The sequence below is a fragment of the Pantoea sp. S18 genome (assembly GCF_045689705.1).
GTDB classification, from domain to species: Bacteria; Pseudomonadota; Gammaproteobacteria; order Enterobacterales; family Enterobacteriaceae; genus Pantoea; species Pantoea symbiotica.
Genome location: NZ_CP142688.1, coordinates 3,490,287 through 3,511,806, shown reverse-complemented (window position 1 = coordinate 3,511,806; position 21,520 = coordinate 3,490,287). Strand labels below are relative to the sequence as shown.

Annotated in this window: 16 protein-coding genes; 10 read left to right on the top strand and 6 right to left on the bottom strand. The window is 48.4% G+C overall.

All coding sequences use genetic code 11. The annotated features are described in order from the left end of the window. From VIJ98_RS16350 to VIJ98_RS16320, 7 genes are all read left to right on the top strand, one after another. A complete protein-coding gene (locus tag VIJ98_RS16350) occupies positions 1–1,452 on the top strand; it encodes a TolC family outer membrane protein (protein ID WP_154155296.1) in 1,452 nt (483 codons plus the stop codon). Continuing rightward, on the top strand, positions 1,449–3,620 hold the full coding sequence (locus VIJ98_RS16345) for a type I secretion system permease/ATPase (protein ID WP_008107276.1): 2,172 nt from the start codon (positions 1,449–1,451) through the stop codon (positions 3,618–3,620). Before VIJ98_RS16350 ends, VIJ98_RS16345 begins: the two co-directional genes overlap by 4 nt. After that, complete coding sequence (locus VIJ98_RS16340) at positions 3,617–4,843, top strand: HlyD family type I secretion periplasmic adaptor subunit (RefSeq protein WP_008107279.1); 1,227 nt, start codon at positions 3,617–3,619, stop codon at positions 4,841–4,843. Before VIJ98_RS16345 ends, VIJ98_RS16340 begins: the two co-directional genes overlap by 4 nt. A 311-nt stretch (positions 4,844–5,154) precedes the next feature. Further along, positions 5,155–6,297: a capsule biosynthesis protein gene (locus VIJ98_RS16335; protein ID WP_154155300.1), complete on the top strand. Its 1,143-nt coding sequence runs from the start codon at positions 5,155–5,157 to the stop codon at positions 6,295–6,297. Between the two features lie 23 nt (positions 6,298–6,320). Beyond that, entirely contained in the window at positions 6,321–7,982 is a 1,662-nt protein-coding gene (locus VIJ98_RS16330; RefSeq protein ID WP_154155302.1) for a polysaccharide biosynthesis/export family protein, read from the top strand. Positions 7,983–7,994: 12 nt separating this feature from the next. Next, the gene (locus VIJ98_RS16325; RefSeq protein ID WP_154155304.1) at positions 7,995–10,025 is read left to right on the top strand and encodes a capsular polysaccharide biosynthesis protein; all 2,031 of its coding nucleotides are present in this window, start codon (positions 7,995–7,997) and stop codon (positions 10,023–10,025) included. A 33-nt stretch (positions 10,026–10,058) separates the two neighbouring features. Continuing rightward, positions 10,059–11,327, top strand: coding sequence for a capsular biosynthesis protein (locus tag VIJ98_RS16320; protein ID WP_323275859.1), 1,269 nt, complete (start codon positions 10,059–10,061; stop codon positions 11,325–11,327). Positions 11,328–11,337: 10 nt separating this feature from the next. On the opposite strand, the gene VIJ98_RS16315 is transcribed toward VIJ98_RS16320, so the two are convergent. Genes VIJ98_RS16315 through VIJ98_RS16295 form a run of 5 tightly spaced genes read right to left on the bottom strand, consistent with a single transcriptional unit; the run spans position 11,338 to position 16,328 of the window. Then, positions 11,338–12,507: a glycosyl hydrolase family 28-related protein gene (locus VIJ98_RS16315; protein ID WP_154155308.1), complete on the bottom strand. Its 1,170-nt coding sequence runs from the start codon at positions 12,505–12,507 to the stop codon at positions 11,338–11,340. Positions 12,508–12,556: 49 nt separating this feature from the next. Then, entirely contained in the window at positions 12,557–13,693 is a 1,137-nt protein-coding gene (locus VIJ98_RS16310; protein WP_323275021.1) for a hypothetical protein, read from the bottom strand. Between the two features lie 7 nt (positions 13,694–13,700). Then, a complete protein-coding gene (locus tag VIJ98_RS16305; RefSeq protein ID WP_154192445.1) occupies positions 13,701–14,864 on the bottom strand; it encodes a Stealth CR1 domain-containing protein in 1,164 nt (387 codons plus the stop codon). A gap of 22 nt (positions 14,865–14,886) precedes the next feature. Continuing rightward, on the bottom strand, positions 14,887–15,555 hold the full coding sequence (locus VIJ98_RS16300; protein WP_154155314.1) for an ABC transporter ATP-binding protein: 669 nt from the start codon (positions 15,553–15,555) through the stop codon (positions 14,887–14,889). Beyond that, positions 15,552–16,328 (bottom strand): ABC transporter permease, encoded by a 777-nt coding sequence (locus VIJ98_RS16295; RefSeq protein WP_323275017.1) that lies wholly within the window; start codon positions 16,326–16,328, stop codon positions 15,552–15,554. Before VIJ98_RS16295 ends, VIJ98_RS16300 begins: the two co-directional genes overlap by 4 nt. A gap of 636 nt (positions 16,329–16,964) precedes the next feature. On the opposite strand from VIJ98_RS16295, the gene speB reads away from it, so the two are divergent. Both speB and VIJ98_RS16285 read left to right on the top strand, forming a co-directional pair. Next, a complete protein-coding gene (gene speB / locus VIJ98_RS16290) occupies positions 16,965–17,885 on the top strand; it encodes an agmatinase (protein WP_258143876.1) in 921 nt (306 codons plus the stop codon). Between the two features lie 54 nt (positions 17,886–17,939). Beyond that, positions 17,940–18,344: a YidB family protein gene (locus tag VIJ98_RS16285; RefSeq protein ID WP_008107307.1), complete on the top strand. Its 405-nt coding sequence runs from the start codon at positions 17,940–17,942 to the stop codon at positions 18,342–18,344. Between the two features lie 77 nt (positions 18,345–18,421). On the opposite strand, the gene VIJ98_RS16280 is transcribed toward VIJ98_RS16285, so the two are convergent. Further along, the gene (locus VIJ98_RS16280) at positions 18,422–19,174 is read right to left on the bottom strand and encodes a M48 family metallopeptidase (RefSeq protein WP_008107309.1); all 753 of its coding nucleotides are present in this window, start codon (positions 19,172–19,174) and stop codon (positions 18,422–18,424) included. Between the two features lie 273 nt (positions 19,175–19,447). Between VIJ98_RS16280 and tkt the strand changes: the two genes are divergently transcribed. Beyond that, a complete protein-coding gene (tkt, locus tag VIJ98_RS16275) occupies positions 19,448–21,439 on the top strand; it encodes a transketolase (protein ID WP_154155320.1) in 1,992 nt (663 codons plus the stop codon). Positions 21,440–21,520 lie beyond the last annotated feature (81 nt).

Genomic DNA, 21,520 nt, shown 5'->3' with positions numbered 1-21,520 from the left:
ATGGAACTGATGCACTCAGGCGCAACATTTCGCCGTTCGTTTAAGCTCAGCGTTCTCTGTGCGGGCATGGCTTTACTTTACAGTTCTCAACTTTTAGCGGCCAGTGACGCGTTAACCCGGGCGGGGCAAATTACCTCAGCAGGTTTAGCGCAACAGCAAGAACTGCCTTCATTAACCGGTGAGGTGGCGGAACCCGCCCTCGCTAATGTCCCCGATTTTCTGACCATCAACCAGGCGGTGCAGCGCGCCATTCAGTGGCATCCCGATATCGCTCAGGCGGTAGGGAAAATGCTGGAGCAGGCCAATCAGGTTGATGTGGCGAAAGCCAAATATTATCCGCAAATCAGTGCCGGTATGAACAACGGCTACAGCAACGCTTACAGTGAAAAGGGCTTCAGCCCGTCGTTTGTGCTATCGGTTTCGCAGATGCTGTATGACTTTGGCAAGGTCAGCAGTTCGGTGCGTTCCGCCGAAGCGGGCGTGGCGCAGGAGCAGGCCAACGTGCTGGTGAGCATTGATACCGTGGCACACGATACCGCCGCAGCGCTGGTGGAAGTGCAGGGTTATCAGCAACTGGTGATCATTGCGCAACAGCAGCTCACGGCGCTGAGTAAGATTGGCGATCTGGCGCGACAGCGTAATGAAGAGGGCGCGGCGTCACTTTCGGATGCTACGCAAACCGATGCGCGTATCGAAGGCGCGCGAACCACCTTAACGCAATATCAAGCCAACCTTGATCGCTGGCGCGCCACGCTGGCAACCTATCTTGGCTGGCCGCTGGTGAAAAAAGTCAGCGATGATTTCCCCACCAAACTCACCCAATCCTGTCAGGTGGCGAAAGCCGATGACAAGCTCAATCCGTCGGTGCTGGCCGCCTGGGCGCAGGCTAATCAGGCGCAGGCCAAACTCGATAATGCCAACGCGCAAAACATGCCGACCATCTCGCTGGAACCGCAGGTGACGCATTATCTCAACAATCACTACTCCGGCAGCGAATCGCTGGATCGCACTCAGTATTCGGCATTTGTGAAAGTAGAAATGCCGCTCTATCAGGGCGGCGGCATCACCGCCAGCCGGGACGCGGCCGCCAATGCGCTGCAAGCCGCCAATGCCGCTGTTAACTCGGCACGGCTCAAAGCGCGTCAGCAGTTGAGCGAGTCGCAGAATGAGTCGCAAAGCCTGTCGCTCAGCCTGGCGATCATGGGTCGGCAACAGGCGCTGGGCGAGAAAACCCAGTCGCTGTATCAGGATCAGTATCTGCAACTCGGCACGCGTCCGCTGCTGGATGTACTCAACGCCGAGCAGGAAGTATTCCAGACCCGTTTCACGCTTCAGCAAACCATCAGTCAGTTACGCTCACTGCAGCTCGATTGCCTCTACAGCACCGGGCATATGCGGTCAGCGTTTGCCTTGAATAATCAGCGGATCCAGTCCGTGGAGATCCAGCCATGACGCAATTACAGATTCCCGACGCGCCCGATAGCGCGTCCGGGGGAAACGTGCCCTTACACGGATGGGCCACCGCAATCATCCTGATTGCCACCCATTATCGCTTGCCCTGTTCGCCGGGCATGATCATGGCCGCTGCCGAATGGCAGGGCAAACAGTCGCGCGATAAAGCATTGCGCCATCTGGCGCGTCAGGCCGGTTTATCGTTGCAGCTGTATGAAGAGAACAAGTGGGAGATCACCAGTTGGCGCTTGCCGCTGGCGATCGAACTGGCCGACGGTCAGGTGGGCGTGATCACCCAGTTTGATGGCGACGATGAAGTGCGGGTGCACTTCGCCGGTGATGAACAGCCAGCGCCGATTGCGCTGGAAACCTTGCTGCCGGAAATCCGTTTTGCCGCCGCACTGCGTCCGGTTACCGCGGCTAAAGACAGCCGCGTCGATCGCTATCTCGCCACGGTGAAACCGGATTGGCTGCGCCGTTTGGTGCTGCACGATCTGCGGCCGTACGGCTACGTGATGCTCGGATCCTTCCTGATCAACCTGCTGGCGCTGGTCGGCATTATCTTCTCGATGCAGGTGTACGATCGGGTGATTCCGGCGCAGTCCTATCCCACGCTGTACGTGCTGTATATTGGCGTGATCATCTCGGTGGTGTTCACTTACATCCTGCGCGTCGGACGCGATCACGTAACCGATCTGCTGGGTAAGCGCGCCGATATGCGCGTCTCCGATCGGGTATTTGGTCACGCGCTGCGGCTGCGTAACAGCGCGGTGCCGCGTTCGACCGGTACTTTTATCTCGCAGCTACGCGAGTTGGAGGCGATCCGCGAAATGGTCACCTCGACCACGGTAACGGCGATTGTCGATATGCCGTTCTTCCTGCTGTTCCTGCTGGTAATGGCGATTATCGCGCCGCAGCTGGCGTGGATTGCACCGGTGGCGGTGCTACTGATGATCTTGCCGGGCGTGCTGAGCCAGAAAAAGCTTTCGAAGCTGGCGCAGCAGAACCTGAAAGAGTCGACGCTGCGCAATGCGGTGCTGGTGGAGAGCGTGCAAGGGCTGGAGGATATCAAGCTGATGCAGGCGGAAGATCGCTTCCTGCAACAGTGGAACAGCTACATTCGCATCACCGCGCAATCCGGCGTGGAGATGCGCAAAGTGATGCACTCGCTGATTACCTGGGGCGTTACCGTACAAGGTTTGGTGTATGCCAGCGTGATTGTGATCGGTGCGCCGATGGTGATCAACGGTGATATCACCACCGGTGCGATTGTGGCAGCGTCGCTGCTCTCCTCGCGCATGATTGCGCCGATGGCCACGCTGTGCGGCGTGCTGGCGCGCTGGCAACAGGTGAAAGCGGCGAAAGGCAGCCTTGATGCGCTGATGAATTTGCCGGTGGAAAACAGCAAAGATGAAACGCGCATTCACACGCCGGTGCTGTTTGGACACTACCAATTCACCGACGCAATGTTCCGTTACTACACCGATTCGCTGAACATCGCGCTGCGCATCAAAAGCCTGACCATCAAACCGGGCGAGCGCATCGCGGTGCTGGGACGCAACGGTTCGGGTAAATCGACCTTGCTGCAGGCGATGATCGGCGGCATCGATCTGGTTGGCGGTGAACTGCGGCTGGACAACCTCAGCCTGCCGCACATTGATGTAGCGGATGTACGGCGCAACGTGGGCCTGCTGACGCAAAACGCGCGGCTGTTCCACGGCACGCTGCGGGAAAATCTCACCATGGGCGCGGCACATGCCACCGATGATGCCATCTTTGGCGCGCTCACCGTCAGCGGCGGCGCGGATTTCATTCGTCGTCTGCCGCTCGGCCTTGATCATCCGATCATGGAAGGCGGCGTTGGGCTTTCTGGTGGTCAGCGTCAGTCGCTGCTGCTGGCGCGCATGCTGCTGCGCGATCCCAACATTATCCTGCTTGATGAGCCGACGGCGGCGCTCGACGATCACACCGAGAAAGAGTTTATCGAACGGCTCGGTCAGTGGCTTAACGGTCGCACCTTGATCGTGGCGACGCACCGCGCGGCGATCCTCGCGTTGGTGGATCGTGTGCTGGTGTTGAAGGAGGGACAACTGGTGATGGATAGCCCGAAAGAGAACGCCTTGCCGGCACCGCGTGCTAACGGCATTCCGCCGGAGGCGCAATCATGATCAAACAATTACCGGCAAGACTGCGCTTAGTCACGGCGGCAGAAGTGGATTCCTCCGACGATCTGCTGGGCGAGCTGCGATCCGAAACCCATTACACCGGCGCGGTGCGGCTGATCGTGATCAGTACCGCACTGATCCTCGTTACGGTGATTTGGGCCTGGTTTGGCGTGCTGGATGAAGTCTCCACTGGCACCGGCAAAGTGATTCCCAGCTCGCGTGATCAGGTGCTGCAATCACTGGAAGGCGGCATTCTCACCGAGCTGTATGTGCATGAAGGGGATCAGGTGCAGGCCGGGCAAGTGGTAGCGCGTCTGGATGCCACGCGATCGGAATCTAACGTCGGCGAAAGTGCGGCGCGCTATCGTGCGGCATTGGCTGCCGCCTCGCGCCTCAATGCGGAAGTGAACGATCAGCCGCTGAGTTTCCCGGCGGAGCTGAATAAGTTTCCCGATCTGATCGCATCAGAAACGCGGCTGTACAAAACTCGCCGCGCGCAGCTGACCGATGCCACCGCGCAGTTCAAAGAGTCGCTGGCGCTGGCCAACCGCGAGCTGGCCATCACGCAACGCCTGGCGAAAACCGGCGCTGCCAGTAGCGTGGAAGTGCTGCGTTTGCAGCGCGATAAATCGGATCTGGAGCTGAAACTCACCGATATGCGTTCGCAATATTACGTGCAGGCGCGCGAGGAGCTGGCGAAAGCCAACGCCGAAGCCGACAGCATGGCGCAAGTGGTGAAAGGGCGCGAAGACACGGTAACGCGATTAACCATCCGCTCACCGATGCGCGGTATCGTGAAAAACATCAAAGTCTCGACCGTGGGCGGCGTGGTGCCACCCAATGGCGAGCTGATGAACATCGTGCCGATGAACGATCGTCTGCTGATTGAAGCGCGCCTCTCACCGCGTGACATCGCCTTTATTCGTCCTGGCCAGCGTGCAGTGGTGAAGATCTCGGCTTATGACTACGCCATTTATGGCGGCCTGAACGGCGTAGTAGAGAGTATCTCGCCGGATACTATTCAGGATGAGGTGAAGCCGGAAATTTACTACTACCGCGTGTTTATCCGCACCGATAACGACTATGTGCAGAATAAAGCCGGTAAGCGCTTCTCTATCAGTCCCGGCATGGTTTCTACCGTGGATATTAAGACCGGAGAGAAGACGGTGATGGATTATCTGATTAAGCCGTTTAATAAGGGTAAAGAGGCGATGCGCGAACGTTAAATTCGTCGTTACCTAATTGAAAACGCCGTTGATTCTTTGAGAGTCGCGGCGTTTTTTTTAACCAAACTTTTAAGTCGAATGATTAACGTGTAACACTCTCACCCTGATATTTATTCTCTATGAGAAATGTCCTGAGGTTTACCTGCGGGTAAATCAAGTCATTTCTTAAATCTCCGCCACTATGTTGGATATATATTCGTGCGAGTCTTTTCTTATAAGGAATGACCAAACATGACGGCGGCGTTTACCGAGACGTATCAATAAAACTCAAACCTGATACTTAAATAAATTTTGATGATAGATGCATATTGATGAAAGACAATTCCAGGAAGAACAGCTTACACAAGCATTTATCGGTTTTCACCCTGGCGGGTATCCAAAAGCATCTGGCGGAAATTATCATTGTTGCGCCAATGATGCTGTTAATTGTTTATCTGGCTATTTTTAGTCAGCCGCGCTATGTGAGTGAATCAAAGGTTGCCGTTAAACGTTCAGATGATCTTGCCGGCAATAATCTTAATGTCGGATTACTATTGGGTGCTTCTAATCCAAGTTCAGTGGAAGATGCTTTTTACCTCAAAGAGTATATTAACTCACCGGATATGCTGCTAACGCTTGATAAAAAAATCAATTTTTATCAGGCATTCAGTGAGGGCGGATTAGATTTCCTCAATAAGTTGCCGGCAGGAGAGAGTGCTGAAGGTTTGTTGCGCCATTATCGCTCGCGCATCAGCGTAACCTACGACGATAGAGCCGGATTGCTTACGCTACAGACGCAAGGCTTTAGTCCAGAATTCGCACTGCGTTTTAATCGTGAAGTTTTGATTGAATCAGAACGTTTTATTAATGAGCTTTCGCATCATATTGCCCGCGAACAGCTTAGTTTTGCTGAAGCAGAGATGGAGAAAGCCCGTCTGCGCTTAAAAATCAGCAAGGATGAACTCCTTGCCTATCAAAATAGTAATAATGTACTGGATCCTGAAGCGCAGGCCTTAGCAGCGAATGTGCTGGTCAATACATTGATCGGACAGAAGACGCAAATGGAAGCGGAATTGCGCAACCTACTGACCTACTTACGTGACGATGCGCCCCAGGTGGTGAGTTTACGTAATGCGATTGATTCCATGCAGGCGCAGATCGAAAGTGAAAAAGGCAAAATCACTGCGCCGCAGGGTGAAAAATTAAATCACATGGCGGCAGAATTCGAAGAGATAAAATCAAAGGTCGCGTTTGATAATGAATTGTATAAATTAGCGCTGACTGCCATTGAAAAAACCCGAGTAGAAGCTGCGCGTAAATTGAAAGTGTTATCAGTTATTAGTTCACCACAATTACCGCAAGAATCTACCTTCCCTAATACACCTTATTTAATTGCTTGTTGGTTGTTAGTGTGCTGCCTGATGTTTGGCACGCTTAAATTACTGCTTGCCGTAATTGAAGACCACCGGGATTAATGCTGTCGCAGAATGAGTTTGCTATGAAATTATTATCATCACTATTACTGATTACCGTTAGTCTCGCTCTGCCGATTCGCGCAGCCACAGACATTATGGCTGACCCCATTTTATCGGGAACAGCGTCGCAATCATTTTTATCAGGTAATCAAAACCAGATTGGATTTGTTGACGCACCACCGGCCGTTATTCCCGTCGCATTGAGCCGTATGTTTGGTGCGCAGTTGTTTAATGGCACCAGTGCAGACAGCGGTGCAACCACCGGCTTTAATCCAAACTATGTGCTTAACCCCGGCGATAGCATTCAGGTGCGTTTGTGGGGAGCCTTTACTTTTGATGGTGTGCTTCAGGTTGATCCAAAGGGCAATATTTTTCTGCCAAATGTCGGGCCGGTCAAAGTGGCTGGCGTCAGCAATAGCCAGCTTAATGCGCTGGTTATCAGTAAAGTGAAGCAGGTTTACCAATCTAATGTCAGTGTCTACGCCTCACTGCTGCAGGCGCAGCCCGTCAAAGTGTATGTGACTGGTTTTGTACGCAATCCGGGGCTGTATGGTGGCTTAACTTCAGATTCGTTGCTCAACTATTTGATTAAGGCGGGCGGCATCGATCCCGATCGTGGCAGCTACGTGGACATCAACGTGAAGCGTGGCAATAAAGTACGATCCAGCATCAATCTGTATGATTTTTTGCTTAACGGTAAGCTGGGGCTGTCGCAATTTTCTGATGGCGACACCATTGTGGTTGGGCCGCGCCAGCATACGTTTAGCGTGCAGGGCGATGTGTTCAACAGCTATGACTTCGAATTTCGCCATAGCAACATTTCGGTTACCGAAGCCCTGAGCTGGGCAAGACCTAAACCCGGTGCCACCAATATCACCATCATTCGTAAGCAAGGTTTGGCGAAGCGCAGCGAATATCATCCGATTGGCACCGCAGCCGGGCGCATGTTGCAGGATGGTGACACCTTAATTGTCAGCACCGACCGCTATGCCGGCACCATCCAGGTGCGCATCGAGGGTGCGCACTCCGGTGAGCATGCGATGATCTTACCGTACGGTTCCAACATGCGCGCCGTTCTGGCGAAAATCCGTCCGAATAGCATGTCGCAGATGACCGCCATTCAAATTTATCGTCCCTCAGTGGCGGCTCGTCAGAAAGAGATGATGAGCGTCGCGCTGCAAAAACTCGAAGAAGCGTCTCTATCTGCCCAGTCATCGACTAAAGAAGAGGCCAGCTTACGCGTACAGGAAGCGCAATTGATCAGCCGCTTTGTGGCCAAAGCACGCAACGTTGTGCCTAAAGGTGAAGTGATCATCAATCAGAAAAACCTTGACGGGATTTTGTTGGAAGATGGCGATGTCATTAGCATCCCTCAGAAAACGTCGTTGGTTCTGGTACACGGTGAGGTGTTGTTCCCTAATGCGGTGAGCTGGGAAAAGGGGTTACGTCCGAAAGATTACATAGCGAAGTGCGGCGGTCTGACGCAGAAGTCGGGTAATGCCAGAGTGATTGTCATACGCCAGAACGGCGCCGCTGAAAATGCAGAGGATGTTGATCAAATCAATCCTGGTGACGAGTTGATGGTGCTGCCGAAGTACGAGTCGAAGAACATCGAAGTCACTCGTGGACTTTCAACCATCCTGTATCAACTAGCAGTAGCAGCGAAAGTCGTGTTAACGCTGTAAGGCAGAGCAGAAATGATCGGTGTTTTCTCTTCAGGAATTTGGCGTATTCCACATTTGACCAATTTTCTGGCACAGCCGTGCCAGAAGTTATCGCCCTTTATGCCCATCGCCGATGACATTGCTTCAATTGCGGTATGGGGGCACCGGCCAAGTGTGCATAAGCCTGTGGCGCGTGCACTGAATGCAGGTAAGCCGGTGCTGCGACTGGAAGATGGTTTTATTCGCTCACTGGATCTCGGCGTGAATGGTGCACCGCCACTCTCGATGGTGCTGGATAATGTTGGCATCTATTACGATGCCAATCAGCCAAGCGCGTTGGAAATACTTATCCGCGACCGGGATGCTAATAAAGCACTCGCAGCGGAGGCGGAAAGCGCCATGCGCATCATCGTTGCAGAAGATCTATCGAAATATAATCAGGCGCCGCCCTTTGTTGTCGAACATCAGGTTCCAGCAGACATTGTTTTAGTCATTGATCAGACGTTTGGTGATATGTCAGTCAGTTATGGAAATGCTGGCCCTGCTGATTTTGACAATATGCTGGACGCTGCGTTGAGAGAAAATCCCAAGGCAACTATCTGGATTAAAATTCATCCTGATGTATTGCAAGGAAAGAAGGCGGGATATTTTCGTGAGTTGGAAGCTAGCCAGCGTATTCAATTGATAGCTGATAACGTTAGCCCATATTCACTTTTGCGACATGTTTCGCGAGTCTATGTCGTGACCTCGCACTTTGGTTTTGAAGCCTTAATGGCAGGCAAACCAGTCACCTGCTACGGGCAACCCTGGTATTCAGGTTGGGGATTAACGGATGATCGACATCCGCAAGCGCAGGAATTAAGCCGGCGGCGAGGGCGAGCCAGCTTACTTGAGTTATTTTCCGCTGCCTACTTACGCTATAGCCGTTATATCAATCCGGCCAACGGTGAGCCGGCAACTTTATTTGATGTGCTTAACTGGATGAAATTGCAGAGGCGCCATCAGCAGCAACGAAACGGGTCTCTTTGGGCGCCAGGATTATCGCTGTGGAAATACAGCATCCTCAAACCATTTTTGGATACTGGAGTCAACAGACTAAGTTTTTCGCGTCCCTGTGTTGAGACCACAGCTTGCGTAGTCTGGGGAGTTCACGGTGAACGACGTTGGGAACAGGAAGCTAATGCACGCCATTTACCGATCTGGCGTATGGAAGACGGTTTTTTACGATCATCCGGATTGGGTTCTGATCTCCTGGCTCCGCTATCTCTGGTATTGGATAAGAGGGGTATTTATTACGATGCAACCCGGCCAAGTGACTTAGAAGATATGCTTAATAAGAGCATGCTGAGTACTACGCAACTCTCACGTGTTGAAAAACTGATGAAACGACTGGTTGCCAGCAAATTGAGTAAATACAATTTGGGGGCGGAATTTAGTGTTCCAGCGGAATCGTACGGGAAACGCATAATATTAGTGCCTGGACAGGTTGAAACTGACGCATCTATTCAAAAGGGTGCTTTTTCAATTAACACTAATTTAAAACTATTAAGCATTGTGCGTGAGCGAAATCCTGACGCTTATATTATTTATAAGCCACATCCTGATGTACTGGTAGGTAATCGTTTGGGGCACATTTCACAGCATACAGTCTCTCAATATGCTGATTTTCAAGTGCTAGATGCGGATATCATACAATGTATTCAGGTCGCGGATGAGGTTCATACCATGACTTCTCTCGCTGGTTTTGAAGCCTTATTACATGGTAAACACGTTTACTGCTATGGCTTACCATTTTATGCCGGTTGGGGACTCACGCACGATGAGCATCGCTGTGAACGCCGTCAACGTAAGTTACGGCTTGAGGAAATGGTGTATCAAGTATTAATTAGATATCCCACCTATATCCATCCACAACGATGGGAAGCGATAACCGCCGAAGAAGCGGTAGAAATATTGATTGGTACACCACGCACTGCATTAGTAATCAGGAAGAATAAATGGGACAAATTGAAAAGAAATGTGCGAAAGATAAAGATGTTTTGCAAAATAAAACTGCTTTTATAAATATAATTTTTCAGGTTGACTTTAGTAATGAATATCAAAGGAAAAGCTGTTAATAAAATCCTTGCCGGTGAGCGTTATCTATTATTACAGGGACCAATGGGACCTTTTTTTTCCTTCCTGTCTGAATGGCTGGAGTATCATAATCGAGAAGTTATTAACGTTGTATTCAATGGCGGTGACCGCTTTTACTGCAAAAACAGGAGGTTTTTGACCTACCTGCTTAAAGCTCGTGAGATAGCGGGTTGGTTAGATGAAGTCCAGCAACAATACCGTTTTGATACCATTATCTGTTTTGGCGACTGCCGACCTCTTCACCATTATGCAAAACAGTGGGCATCCGAGAATGGGGTGCGTATATTAGTATTTGAAGAAGGCTATCTAAGGCCGCAATTTATTACTTTAGAAGAGGACGGTGTAAATGCAAATTCTTCGCTTTCACGCGATGCGAACTTCTATCTCAATCAACCCGATCAGCTTCCGCTTCAGGTTTTGCCTGTTAAATCATGTACCAAAAAGCAATATGCTCATGCTGCGTGGTACTATTTAAATAGCTGGTACTATCGTAAAGAATTTTTGAATTACCAACATCATAAGCCATTATCGATATGCTATGAAGCCGGTTGCTGGATCCGTTCAGGATGGCGGAAAGTGATTTATTCGTTAAAGCAAAGAAAAATACTTGCGAAGTTGCAACAAGAATTGGATAAAAATTACTTTCTGGCTATTTTGCAGGTATACAACGACAGTCAGGTGACGAGCCACAGTCCTTATAATGATATTCGGGATTATATATATGAGGTGATTTTCTCCTTTGCACGTCATGCACCGCTAGAAAGCACACTTGTCATTAAGCATCATCCAATGGATCGAGGCCATCGACAATACCATTCATTAATTGATCAATTGTGCGTACAGCTGGGTATCCGGGGGCGTGTAATGTATGTCCACGATTTACCATTGCCGGATTTACTTAACCATGCAAAGGGGGTTGTGACCATTAATAGTACGGTAGGAATTTTAGCGCTGAACTATAACAAACCTTTAAAAGTGATGGGTAATGCACTTTATGATATCAAAGGCCTTACATTCCAGGATAGCCTTGACAAGTTTTGGAGCATGAGCGAATTACCGGACATGAAAATATTCGAAAATTTTTTATCTCATCTATTAATTTCAACGCAGATTAACTCGGCATATTATCCTTGTCTTAAAAAACCTGATGTTGGCGATGCATTTTTCAGAGTTAAGGACGAATTGAAAACGGATAAAGAAATCCGCAACGGGTTAAATATCAATTTGTAAAAGGAGGTTTTTATTTAAGAAAGTGGTTGTTTGTGCTTTTACGGTCAGATTTAACTGATACGGCTTGATCGGAATGAATATTCTTAATTGTATTTCCATGTGCATTAATTAACCTTATCGCTGTCTTTTTACAATCGATGAAAGTACAATTCTCTATAAAAGAGTTATCAATTGCTTGAAGTTGTATCGCATTACTACTGGTGTTTTTGAATAAGCAGTCGCTAATTATTATTGACTGATGATGTTTTTCAGGATTGCTATGTGAAGCGACACCTTTTTGTACGTTTATGAACTTGCAAGATAGTATATTCACTCTTTTACACGATGAGTTATCCCAATTGCCATAGGCTGGAAATCCAGGTTTGCTGTTGTAGTCGATGTTTATTTCTTCGTGAGAACCCGGCTGAGATATCATCGTATCGGAGAATATGCAGTTGCTAACTGTGAAATCCTCTTGAGCATTACACTCTATTCGGTGAGAGTTTCTACCATTGTAAAAATGAATATTGTGCAGAAAAACGTTTTTTGAACGGCCAAAAATCATTGCACTACGGCTTTTTTCGGCTAGATCTCCGCGTAAATTTATTGAGAAATCGGATAAGAAATAATTACCTCTTCCGGAATATCCACTGCGCTTAATGAAGTTTGGATTACCTTTCTCTCCATTAATGAATAGCCAGCTATTTTTAGTATTCCGATATTCAATGATGGATGTCGCCATACCAGAACCAATAACCCTTACATTTGGGCCAAGTTCAATATGATTTTTTACGATTAAATGCCCCTCATTGAAGTAGTACTGTCCCTCATTTGCAAGTATTTTCCTCAACATAAGTGTATCATCATGATGGCCATCCATTTTAAGGCCCAATTGCTTGAAGGAAATTATATCCTTATAAATAGGGATGATGAAAATTTCTCTCCCAACTTTAATGGAATGAGCGATTTTTACATTTTCACCAAATATTACACGATACAGCATACTGCTTTCTTTTTCGGGGTAATAAAATCCGCGGGTCTTGACTATCATCCCATCGAACAAATCAATATATTTGATATCAGCAACTGAGTTTACAGTTTTATCTATATGCTTATCACGTAATTGAAAGTTGAATGCAGTTGCTTTACTTATTGCAGGGAATGTAATCAAAATGCTTAGCAGCGATCTTCGTGTAATCATTGATGGCTCGATCTTATAAAGTTATAGGCCAGAGTTAACTGGCCTTTTCTTATTCGATATTTTCAATTTCTTTCTTCAATGTTTGAAGAAGTAATTTATCTTTTTGTGACTTGGTATTGTTGATAAAGTGAGCGCATGTTTCAATCGCGGTATCATTTAATCCCATTTTCATATAGGACTTCGCCAGAGTTGAGGCCGCTTTGACATGATGTTTACTGCGACAGAATGGTTCCAGCAATCGCAATACCGAATCAAGATCATTACGGTTAAAATAGATCTCCGCTAATCGAACAATAGGTCTTCCTAAGTAAGGTGATAGCTCACGGCAGGCTTCATAATACTTGGTTGCGGCACAATAAAAGCCTTTTTTGTCAAGGCACATTGCATACAAGTAATTTATGTAGCCCCAGTTTGGCGCGTCTTTTATAAAAGCTTCAATGGTTTTTATATAGCTATCATTGAACTCTTTTCCTGTCACCAGGTTTTCATTAATCTCTTTGAAAGCTTCAATCGTGTTGTCTTTGTATAATTTTGATTTTTCCAGACTCCATAACCCTTTTGATGAACCTTTTGATACCATTTCGTAAAGTAAGTTATCAATATTATACGTTTTAGTTAGTTCACCTAAAATGTTGTGTTTGAAATTCCTTAAAGAATAAACTTTCGAATTTTCAATACCATTTTTGAGTTTTGTCGCCGAGTAGTAATCAACAGGATCACCGTCATTGCTTATGATAATAACATCGGCACTTTTTTTATAGCTTACTGACGATAAGTCAATATCTTCGTCAGAGTAGGGAACATTGTTCTCGGCGCTTTTAGAAAACTTCATACCAAGCTTTACTTCTGGACTGAAAGCAACTATTCGGTCTGCTGCCAACGCACTTCCGAATTTCAGTGCACCATAGGCTCCCATGCTCGAACCCAGTATCCAGACTTGTCCTCCCTTTTTTTTATATAGCTTAATTTTCTCTTTAAGAAATTGAACTAATTCTTTATGGTCAGGAATATCCGGGACACCATTTTGATACCAGTCGTTACTGTAATCGTTAATAAATATTTTAGAGGCTGCTACACGACCTAATCTTTTGGAAAAAGTGAACTTTCCTTTAGGTGTATTTCTTGCTGAAAAAACGATCAAAACATTTTTTGCCGATTTTTTTTCGGATATTTTTATCGAGTCCATGATGTATTTATTCCTGATTATTAATTTCTTTAGGTGCCAGCTCTAACGGAGATGGAATGTTATAAAACGAATTTAGTGCTTCGGTTAAATGTTCTGCGTAGTCTTCAAAGTCTAAACTATCATAGGAAGACCTATCATTAGGGCACATTGAAAAGGGAATAGTATCCTTACCTTTTTTATCCTTTAACATGCGATAATAATCTAATGCCACTCTCTTTCGAATATTAAAATAGAACACGCGTGTTTTTGTAAATATTGACTTTCCAGTTATTTGTGCAACATGAGGAATGAGAAAACCGGTGCAGAGGAGATCATTCATCGCTCTGAACTTGTTTTTTCTACATCCATCAAATGCTTCAGGCCAGGTTGCTTCACACAATTGAGCCACAGATTTTAATTGTGGGTAGAAAGTATGCGAAAACATTTGGTCTGTATAAACTCCATATTCTGAAAAAATTAATCTACGGGCATTTTTTGCGCCCCATTCTGTAGCGGAGTCATAAACGGGATTAACCGGTGAAGCGGGTAACTTTATTTTTGATGTAAACATAAAAGCTAAACCTGAACCAGTGAAAAAATACTCCGGTTTAACAGGCCTCAACAGCATCATGTCATCATTGAAATACACATAGTGTTCCGAAAGATCTTCAATCTTATGGATGGCACTTTCGATAACATGCGAGTTAAACGTAGGAAGATATTTTTCCTCTAATATCTCGCTGTGACTTACTATGCGGACTTTAGGATGGTCAATGTTCATCCATTCTGGGTACTGTCCATTAGTCACAATGTAAACTTTATTCACCCATGGCGCATAGTCAAAAACTGAGCGAAGTGCATAACGCAGTTCATCCAGTGATTTAAAGCGTGCAGCATCCGATAGCACTGATTTTTGAGAATCGACAGGAGCGTGCTGATTGAATACCTCGATAAAATCAGGATCGTCAGAGTCTACCCATGTAAAGACAAAGTCTATAGGGAATGTCACCGGAAGATTTCCAAAATCAATAACCCTTTGATCATCGACAGGCTTTTTATTTTGTGATTTATCATTTTTGCTATTTAAAATCACGCTCCCATTTCCGTCAGAGACGGTAATAGGATAGCGCTTTATAAACGCATCACGAAAAAATACGCCTGGTTTAAATATCAACTTCTTAATCTTATTCATGATGATGCTTCCTTCTTACTGGTCACTCTAAATTTTCCTCTGATTTATACTCTGCAATAGCATCATCAATATTATCGTAGTAGCTTATTTCCCCACTTCGTCTGATGAATAAAGCTGAATCGCAATGTTCTTTTAATGATTTGAAACTATGTGAAACCATCAAAATGTTTGATTTTTCACTTTTTTCTTTAAATATATTGGCGCATTTTAATTTAAATCGACTATCACCAACTGCAGTGATTTCATCAACGATGTAGTAGTCAAAATCAAATGCCATACTTAAACCAAAACCCAGACGTGATTTCATTCCTGACGAATAGGTTTTTATCGGCATATCGAAGTATTTTCCCAGTTCAGAAAAATCTTCGACGAATGCAATCTTCTCTCTCAATTGCTCTTTCGTCGCATAGAGGCGGGAAACAAACTTTACGTTTTCTCTACCAGTCAAACTTCCCTGAAAGCCACCACTCAATCCTAAAGGCCAGGATATAGTTTTAGTGGTAGTGATCGTGCCTGAGTCTGGTCTGTCAATCCCGCCGATCATGCGAAGTAGGGTTGATTTTCCCGCACCATTGCGGCCTACAAGCGCGACACTTATGCCTGCTGGCAATTCGACACTCATCCCTTTAAATACATAGTGCCGACCCGTTGGTGTACGATAGGATTTTGTGAGGTTTTCAATTTTAATCATGATGTCAGCATCGCCTCTTCGCGTGTTCTATATATCGTAAGCCCGATAAAGATCGTGCACAGCGTTGCGATTGCTAAATAATCTAAACTCACGCCTACGCTGACATAGCCCGGGATGATTGCCTCGCGACTCAATTCAACTGCATGCAGGATCGGATTCCATAACAAGAACGGCCAGTATTTTTCTGGAATGGATTGCAGCGGAAACATCACGCCTGAAATAAAATAAAGTGGTTTAAGCAGAATAGGCAATATCTTATGTGTTTCAGTAAAAATACTCCCGATTGTCATCACTATGATGCCAATGCTGCAGGAGAATAAAATCATTAAACCCCAACTCAGCGCGAGTTGTAGCATATTTAACAACACAAAATTTTCGCCAGCCGCCCAAATGCATCCCATAAGCAAGACGTAAACGGTGAGATATATCACTGACTCGAGAAAAGCACGTGATAAAACCGTATCTATTGGTTTTACTGGTCGGTAATTAAAGAGACCTTTGTTGGCGTCAATCGCACCAATGGAGCGATTAACGATACTGCTAAATATCAAATAGAGAATAATCCCATTGAGTAAAAAAACAGGAAATGAAATGTCCCGCATTGTGCGGTGCATAATGAAGCTGAAGATACTTAATAATACTAATAAATGAGCGGCAGGTTCGATGATAGCCCACAGATATCCCAGGCGGAATTTGCCGAAGCGCGTGCGCAATTCACGAAAAAACAGTGCCTTAACAGTAGATGCTTGTACTTGTATTCCACTTCTTGCCATTTCAAAGCTCATTTAACAGTTAACGAATGAGGTAACTTTCGCCAGGCATGATCCAATGTTTTTACATGGCTTAAATGACGATAGATAAAATGAAATGAGAGTAAAAAGATAGCTGGGAGGCTTACATGGAAGAACATATTATGCATTTGTATGAGTGCTTAACTTACTCGCGGCATAATGCTGATTCATTTTATTTGATCAGTGAGGAGCTTGTTTTATAAGAAAAAGCTTATATCTCCATACTGAATTCCCTGAGCGTCTATCGATTCCTTTCTTATTTCTGTAGAATAAATTATCAGAGCCAAGTGAATTGATTCCACATGTTTTTGGCTATTAATTTAATTGCTATTAATAGATTTTTGTGGTTTAGGAAATTAATGATTTATATCGTTAAGAAACGGCTTAATTTATATAAGAATGATTCTTTATTTTTTGCTGACCGACTTCTTTATATTGTATGAAGAGATCGTGTTAGTTGATTTAATAAACCCCATAAACGCGCTGATTGCAGTAAGCCACAATCTCCGCGATAATCGCGCCAATCAATCCCTTCCTCGTCGGGCTAACGACGCGGAGGGGATTTTTTATTTATATCCTAAACTGGTGAAACGATTACCGCCTTAATGAGGACGATTTATGTATAACACCCTGGGCAATCAGTATGATAACTCCCTGGTTTCTAACGCCTTCGGTTTCATGCGCTTCCCGCTGAACTTCCAGCCTTACGATAGTGACGCTGAGTGGGTCATCACCGGTGTTCCTTTCGATGCCGCAACCTCAGGTCGTCCGGGCAGCCGTTTAGGGCCGGGCGCGATTCGTCAGATCTCAACCAACCTGGCGTGGGAAGGCTGCCGCTGGCCGTGGGACTTCGATCTGCGTCAGCGTTTGAACGTGGTGGATTGCGGCGATCTGGTTTATGCCTTCGGCGATTCACAGGATCTCTCTGACAAACTGCAGGCGCACGCCGAGAAGCTGCTGGCGAACGGTAAGCGTATGCTGACTTTTGGCGGTGACCACTACGTTACGTTGCCGCTGCTGCGCGCGCACGCTAAGCACTTCGGTAAAATGGCGCTGGTGCACTTCGACGCGCATACCGATACCTATTCCAACGGCCCGACGTTCGATCACGGCACTATGTTCTTCACAGCGCCGAAAGAGGGTTTGATCGATCCGCAACACTCTGTGCAGATCGGTATTCGTACTGAGTTCGATAAGAGCCTCGGCTTCAACGTGCTGGATGCCGCGCAGGTCAACGATCGCAGCGTGGATGACATTGTGGCGGAAGTGAAGCGCACCGTTGGCGATTTGCCGGTTTATCTGACCTTCGATATCGACTGCCTCGATCCCGCCCACGCACCGGGCACCGGTACGCCAGTGATTGGCGGGTTGAGCAGCGATAAAGCCACTAAGCTGATTCGCGGTTTACAGGGCATGAACATCGTTGGCATGGATCTGGTAGAAGTGGCGCCGGGCTACGATCACGCCGATCTGACCTCGCTGGCAGCAGCCACGCTGGCGCTGGACATGCTGCACGTGCAGGCGGCAAATAAAGGTTAATCCTTTTGCTTGCGGCTACACTTATTGGCGGTTAATTAATCTGCGGAGGCGACTATGGGCTTACTGGACGATTTAGTTGGATCGCTGGGAAACAGCAACGGAAGCGGGCAGGGCAATCAGATGCAACAGCTGATGGCTATCTGGAACTGGGTACAGGAGCAGGGCGGCGTCGAAGTGCTGCTGCAGAAATTTCAGCAGGGCGGACTTGGGCAGGTGCTGAATAGCTGGATTGGCAGCGGCAGTAATCAGTCGGTTGATGGTGGCGAGATTCAAAATGCGCTTGGTCAGGATCAGCTGCAGTCGCTGGCGGATAAGCTTGGCACCGATGTCAATGGTGCGTCCGGTACGCTGGCCGCTTTGTTGCCGCAGGTGATTGATAAGCTGTCGCCGCAGGGCCACATCGATACGTCGAATACCCAGGATTTGGGTGCGATGGTGGATGGGTTGTTTAAGCGTTGAGTTTTGCCTGGTCGGCATGAATGCCGACCCTACGTGTAAGGAGCGCATTAATGCGCTCCTTTTTGCTGCGTGTGATATTACTTCCCAGCGGCAATGCGCTCACGAATATGCTGGGCGCGCGCTTCCGAGTCCGGGTGCGAATCAAACATCGAACTCTGGCGTCCCTGTTCCAGTTTCGCCAGTTTCTCAAAACTGGTCGCTAATCCCATCGGATCAATACCGCGCTTTTTCATTAGGTCAAACGAGTAATCATCGGCTTGTGTTTCCTGGGTTTGTGAGAACTGTGCATTCACCAGTTTTTCGCCCATTTCACCCAATTGCGATTGTGATAGCGAACCGATCACGCCGCCGACGGAAGCCGCAGCGGTGCGCGTTGCGGTGGTAGTCAGCGCCACCTGCATCGCTTTACGCGTATGGCCCAGTGCAACGTGGCCCATCTCATGGCCAAGCACACCTTCGACTTCGTTGTCGGTCATCATGTCCATCAAGCCGCTGTAGACGCGAATACAACCGTTGGCCATCGCCCAGGCGTTGACGTCTTTGGTCTGATACACCTTGTAGTTGGCAGGCACGCCGTTGATGTTATCGCCGAGCGCCGCCGCGATTTTGTTCAGGCGCTGCTGATATTCACTGTTGGCGGGTGCAACCTGATTGTCTTTATCCATCTGCGCACAGGATTGATCGCTTAACTCTTTCACCTGTGCATCGTTCAGCGCGTAGGCCTGATAAGCCTGCGCACCAGATTGTAGCAGCGCGTTGTTATCAAATCCTTCGCAGCCGCTCAGCAACGAAGCCATTCCCAGAGCAACAATGGTAGCTCTCATTTTCATATCGGCATCCTTTGGGTAACAAGGTAAAGAAAACAAACACCTGAAACCGTCACAGGTGTTTAAACGATTTGGTTATAGCTCGCATGTTGTGCAATGGCTAGCAGACAAGGCCGGAAATGCAAACGGTTACCCGTGATTTAGCACCCAGATGCATGTACTTTTGTCCTGATTTTCATGTACATTGATGTGCGACTTTTTTCTCGCTTCGCCTTATAACTGATTAATTACAATAAGTTAAGCGTGGCGGAGCATTAATCCGACCTGGAGTAGAAGATGCCCTCTCGTAAAGAGCTTGCCAACGCCATTCGCGCGTTAAGTATGGATGCAGTACAGAAAGCCAATTCGGGACATCCGGGTGCCCCGATGGGCATGGCGGACATCGCCGAAGTGCTGTGGCGTGACTTCCTGAACCATAACCCTACTAACCCGCTGTGGGCAGATCGCGACCGCTTTGTGCTGTCGAACGGTCACGGCTCAATGCTGATTTACAGCCTGCTGCACCTCACTGGCTACAATCTGCCAATGAGCGAGCTGCAGAACTTCCGTCAGCTGCACTCTAAAACTCCAGGCCACCCGGAATACGGTTATACCGCAGGTGTTGAAACCACCACCGGCCCGCTCGGTCAGGGCATCGCGAACGCAGTCGGTTTTGCTATTGCCGAGCGCACGCTGGCGGCGCAGTTCAACCGTCCGGGCCATGACATCGTAGACCATAACACCTACGTGTTTATGGGCGACGGCTGCATGATGGAAGGCATCTCACACGAAGTCTGCTCCATCGCCGGTACCCTGAAGCTGGGCAAACTGGTTGCCTTCTATGACGACAACGGCATCTCCATCGACGGTCACGTTGACGGCTGGTTCACCGACGACACCGCTAAACGCTTTGAAGCCTACGGCTGGCACGTGGTGCGCGGTGTGGACGGTCACGACGCAGACGCAATTAAGAAAGCGGTTGAAGAAGCCAAAGCGGTTTCCGACAAACCTTCGCTGCTGATGTGCAAAACCGTGATTGGCTTCGGTTCACCGAACAAAGCCGGTACGCACGATTCGCACGGCGCGCCGCTGGGTGCCGATGAAATCGCGCTGACCCGCAAGCAGCTGGGCTGGAACCACGGTCCGTTTGAAATCCCTTCAGACATCTACGCGCAGTGGGATGCCAAAGAAGCCGGCCAGGCGAAAGAGTCTGCGTGGGACCAGAAATTTGCTGCCTACGCCGCTGCACATCCGGAACTGGCTGCGGAGTTCAAACGTCGCGTCAACAACCAGCTGCCAGCTAACTGGGCAACTGAGTCGCAGAAGTTTATCGAGCAGCTGCAGGCCAATCCGGCGAAAATTGCCAGCCGTAAAGCCTCGCAGAACGCCATCGAAGCCTTCGGTAAAATCCTGCCGGAATATCTGGGCGGCTCCGCTGACCTGGCGCCAAGCAACCTCACCATGTGGTCCGGCTCCAAGCCGATCAATGAAGACGCGGCAGGCAACTACATTCATTACGGCGTGCGCGAGTTCGGTATGACCGCCATCGCTAACGGTCTGGCGCTGCACGGCGGTTTCCTGCCGTACACCGCCACCTTCCTGATGTTCGTCGAGTACGCGCGCAACGCCGCACGTATGGCCGCGCTGATGAAAATCCGTCAGATCATGGTCTACACCCACGACTCGATTGGTCTGGGCGAAGATGGCCCGACGCATCAGCCGGTTGAGCAGATGGCCAGCCTGCGCGTGACGCCTAACATGAGCCTGTGGCGCCCGTGCGACCAGGTTGAGTCAGCGGTGGCGTGGAAGTACGCTATCGAACGCGTTGATGGCCCGTCGGCGCTGATCTTCTCGCGTCAGAACCTGGCGCAGCAGGATCGCAGCGCTGAGCAGCTGGCGAACGTGGCGCGCGGTGGTTACGTGCTGAAGGACAGCGAAGGTACGCCAGAGTTGATCCTGATCGCTACCGGTTCAGAAGTGGAGCTGGCGGTGGCTGCATTTGAACAGCTGACGGCGGAAGGCCGCAAGGTGCGCGTGGTGTCTATGCCATCCACTGACGCCTTCGACAAACAAGACGCGGCGTACCGTGAATCCGTGCTGCCGAAAGCGGTTGCCGCACGCGTGGCGATTGAAGCGGGTATCGCGGATTACTGGTTCAAATACACCGGCCTGAACGGTGCGATCGTCGGCATGACCACCTTCGGTGAGTCAGCGCCTGCGGATCAGCTGTTCAAAGAGTTTGGTTTCACCGTTGAGAATGTGGTTAAAACGGCGAAATCGATTCTGTGATTTGAGGTCGCCATAAATGGCGACCCTACACAGCGGGTATAAAGGGCGTCCCAACCGGGGCGCCCTTATTGTTTCATCACC

What these genes read in the sequence shown, in the direction of transcription:
- speB (WP_258143876.1), top strand. Translation starts at nt 16,965, where the DNA reads ATGTATAACACCCTGGGCAATCAGTATGATAACTCCCTGGTTTCTAAC.
- VIJ98_RS16285 (WP_008107307.1), top strand. Translation starts at nt 17,940, where the DNA reads ATGGGCTTACTGGACGATTTAGTTGGATCGCTGGGAAACAGCAACGGA.
- VIJ98_RS16295 (WP_323275017.1), bottom strand. Translation starts at nt 16,328, where the DNA reads ATGGCAAGAAGTGGAATACAAGTACAAGCATCTACTGTTAAGGCACTG.
- VIJ98_RS16305 (WP_154192445.1), bottom strand. Translation starts at nt 14,864, where the DNA reads ATGAATAAGATTAAGAAGTTGATATTTAAACCAGGCGTATTTTTTCGT.
- VIJ98_RS16330 (WP_154155302.1), top strand. Translation starts at nt 6,321, where the DNA reads ATGAAATTATTATCATCACTATTACTGATTACCGTTAGTCTCGCTCTG.
- VIJ98_RS16335 (WP_154155300.1), top strand. Translation starts at nt 5,155, where the DNA reads ATGAAAGACAATTCCAGGAAGAACAGCTTACACAAGCATTTATCGGTT.
- VIJ98_RS16350 (WP_154155296.1), top strand. Translation starts at nt 1, where the DNA reads ATGGAACTGATGCACTCAGGCGCAACATTTCGCCGTTCGTTTAAGCTC.
- VIJ98_RS16300 (WP_154155314.1), bottom strand. Translation starts at nt 15,555, where the DNA reads ATGATTAAAATTGAAAACCTCACAAAATCCTATCGTACACCAACGGGT.
- VIJ98_RS16280 (WP_008107309.1), bottom strand. Translation starts at nt 19,174, where the DNA reads ATGAAAATGAGAGCTACCATTGTTGCTCTGGGAATGGCTTCGTTGCTG.
- VIJ98_RS16345 (WP_008107276.1), top strand. Translation starts at nt 1,449, where the DNA reads ATGACGCAATTACAGATTCCCGACGCGCCCGATAGCGCGTCCGGGGGA.
- VIJ98_RS16340 (WP_008107279.1), top strand. Translation starts at nt 3,617, where the DNA reads ATGATCAAACAATTACCGGCAAGACTGCGCTTAGTCACGGCGGCAGAA.
- tkt (WP_154155320.1), top strand. Translation starts at nt 19,448, where the DNA reads ATGCCCTCTCGTAAAGAGCTTGCCAACGCCATTCGCGCGTTAAGTATG.
- VIJ98_RS16315 (WP_154155308.1), bottom strand. Translation starts at nt 12,507, where the DNA reads ATGATTACACGAAGATCGCTGCTAAGCATTTTGATTACATTCCCTGCA.
- VIJ98_RS16325 (WP_154155304.1), top strand. Translation starts at nt 7,995, where the DNA reads ATGATCGGTGTTTTCTCTTCAGGAATTTGGCGTATTCCACATTTGACC.
- VIJ98_RS16310 (WP_323275021.1), bottom strand. Translation starts at nt 13,693, where the DNA reads ATGGACTCGATAAAAATATCCGAAAAAAAATCGGCAAAAAATGTTTTG.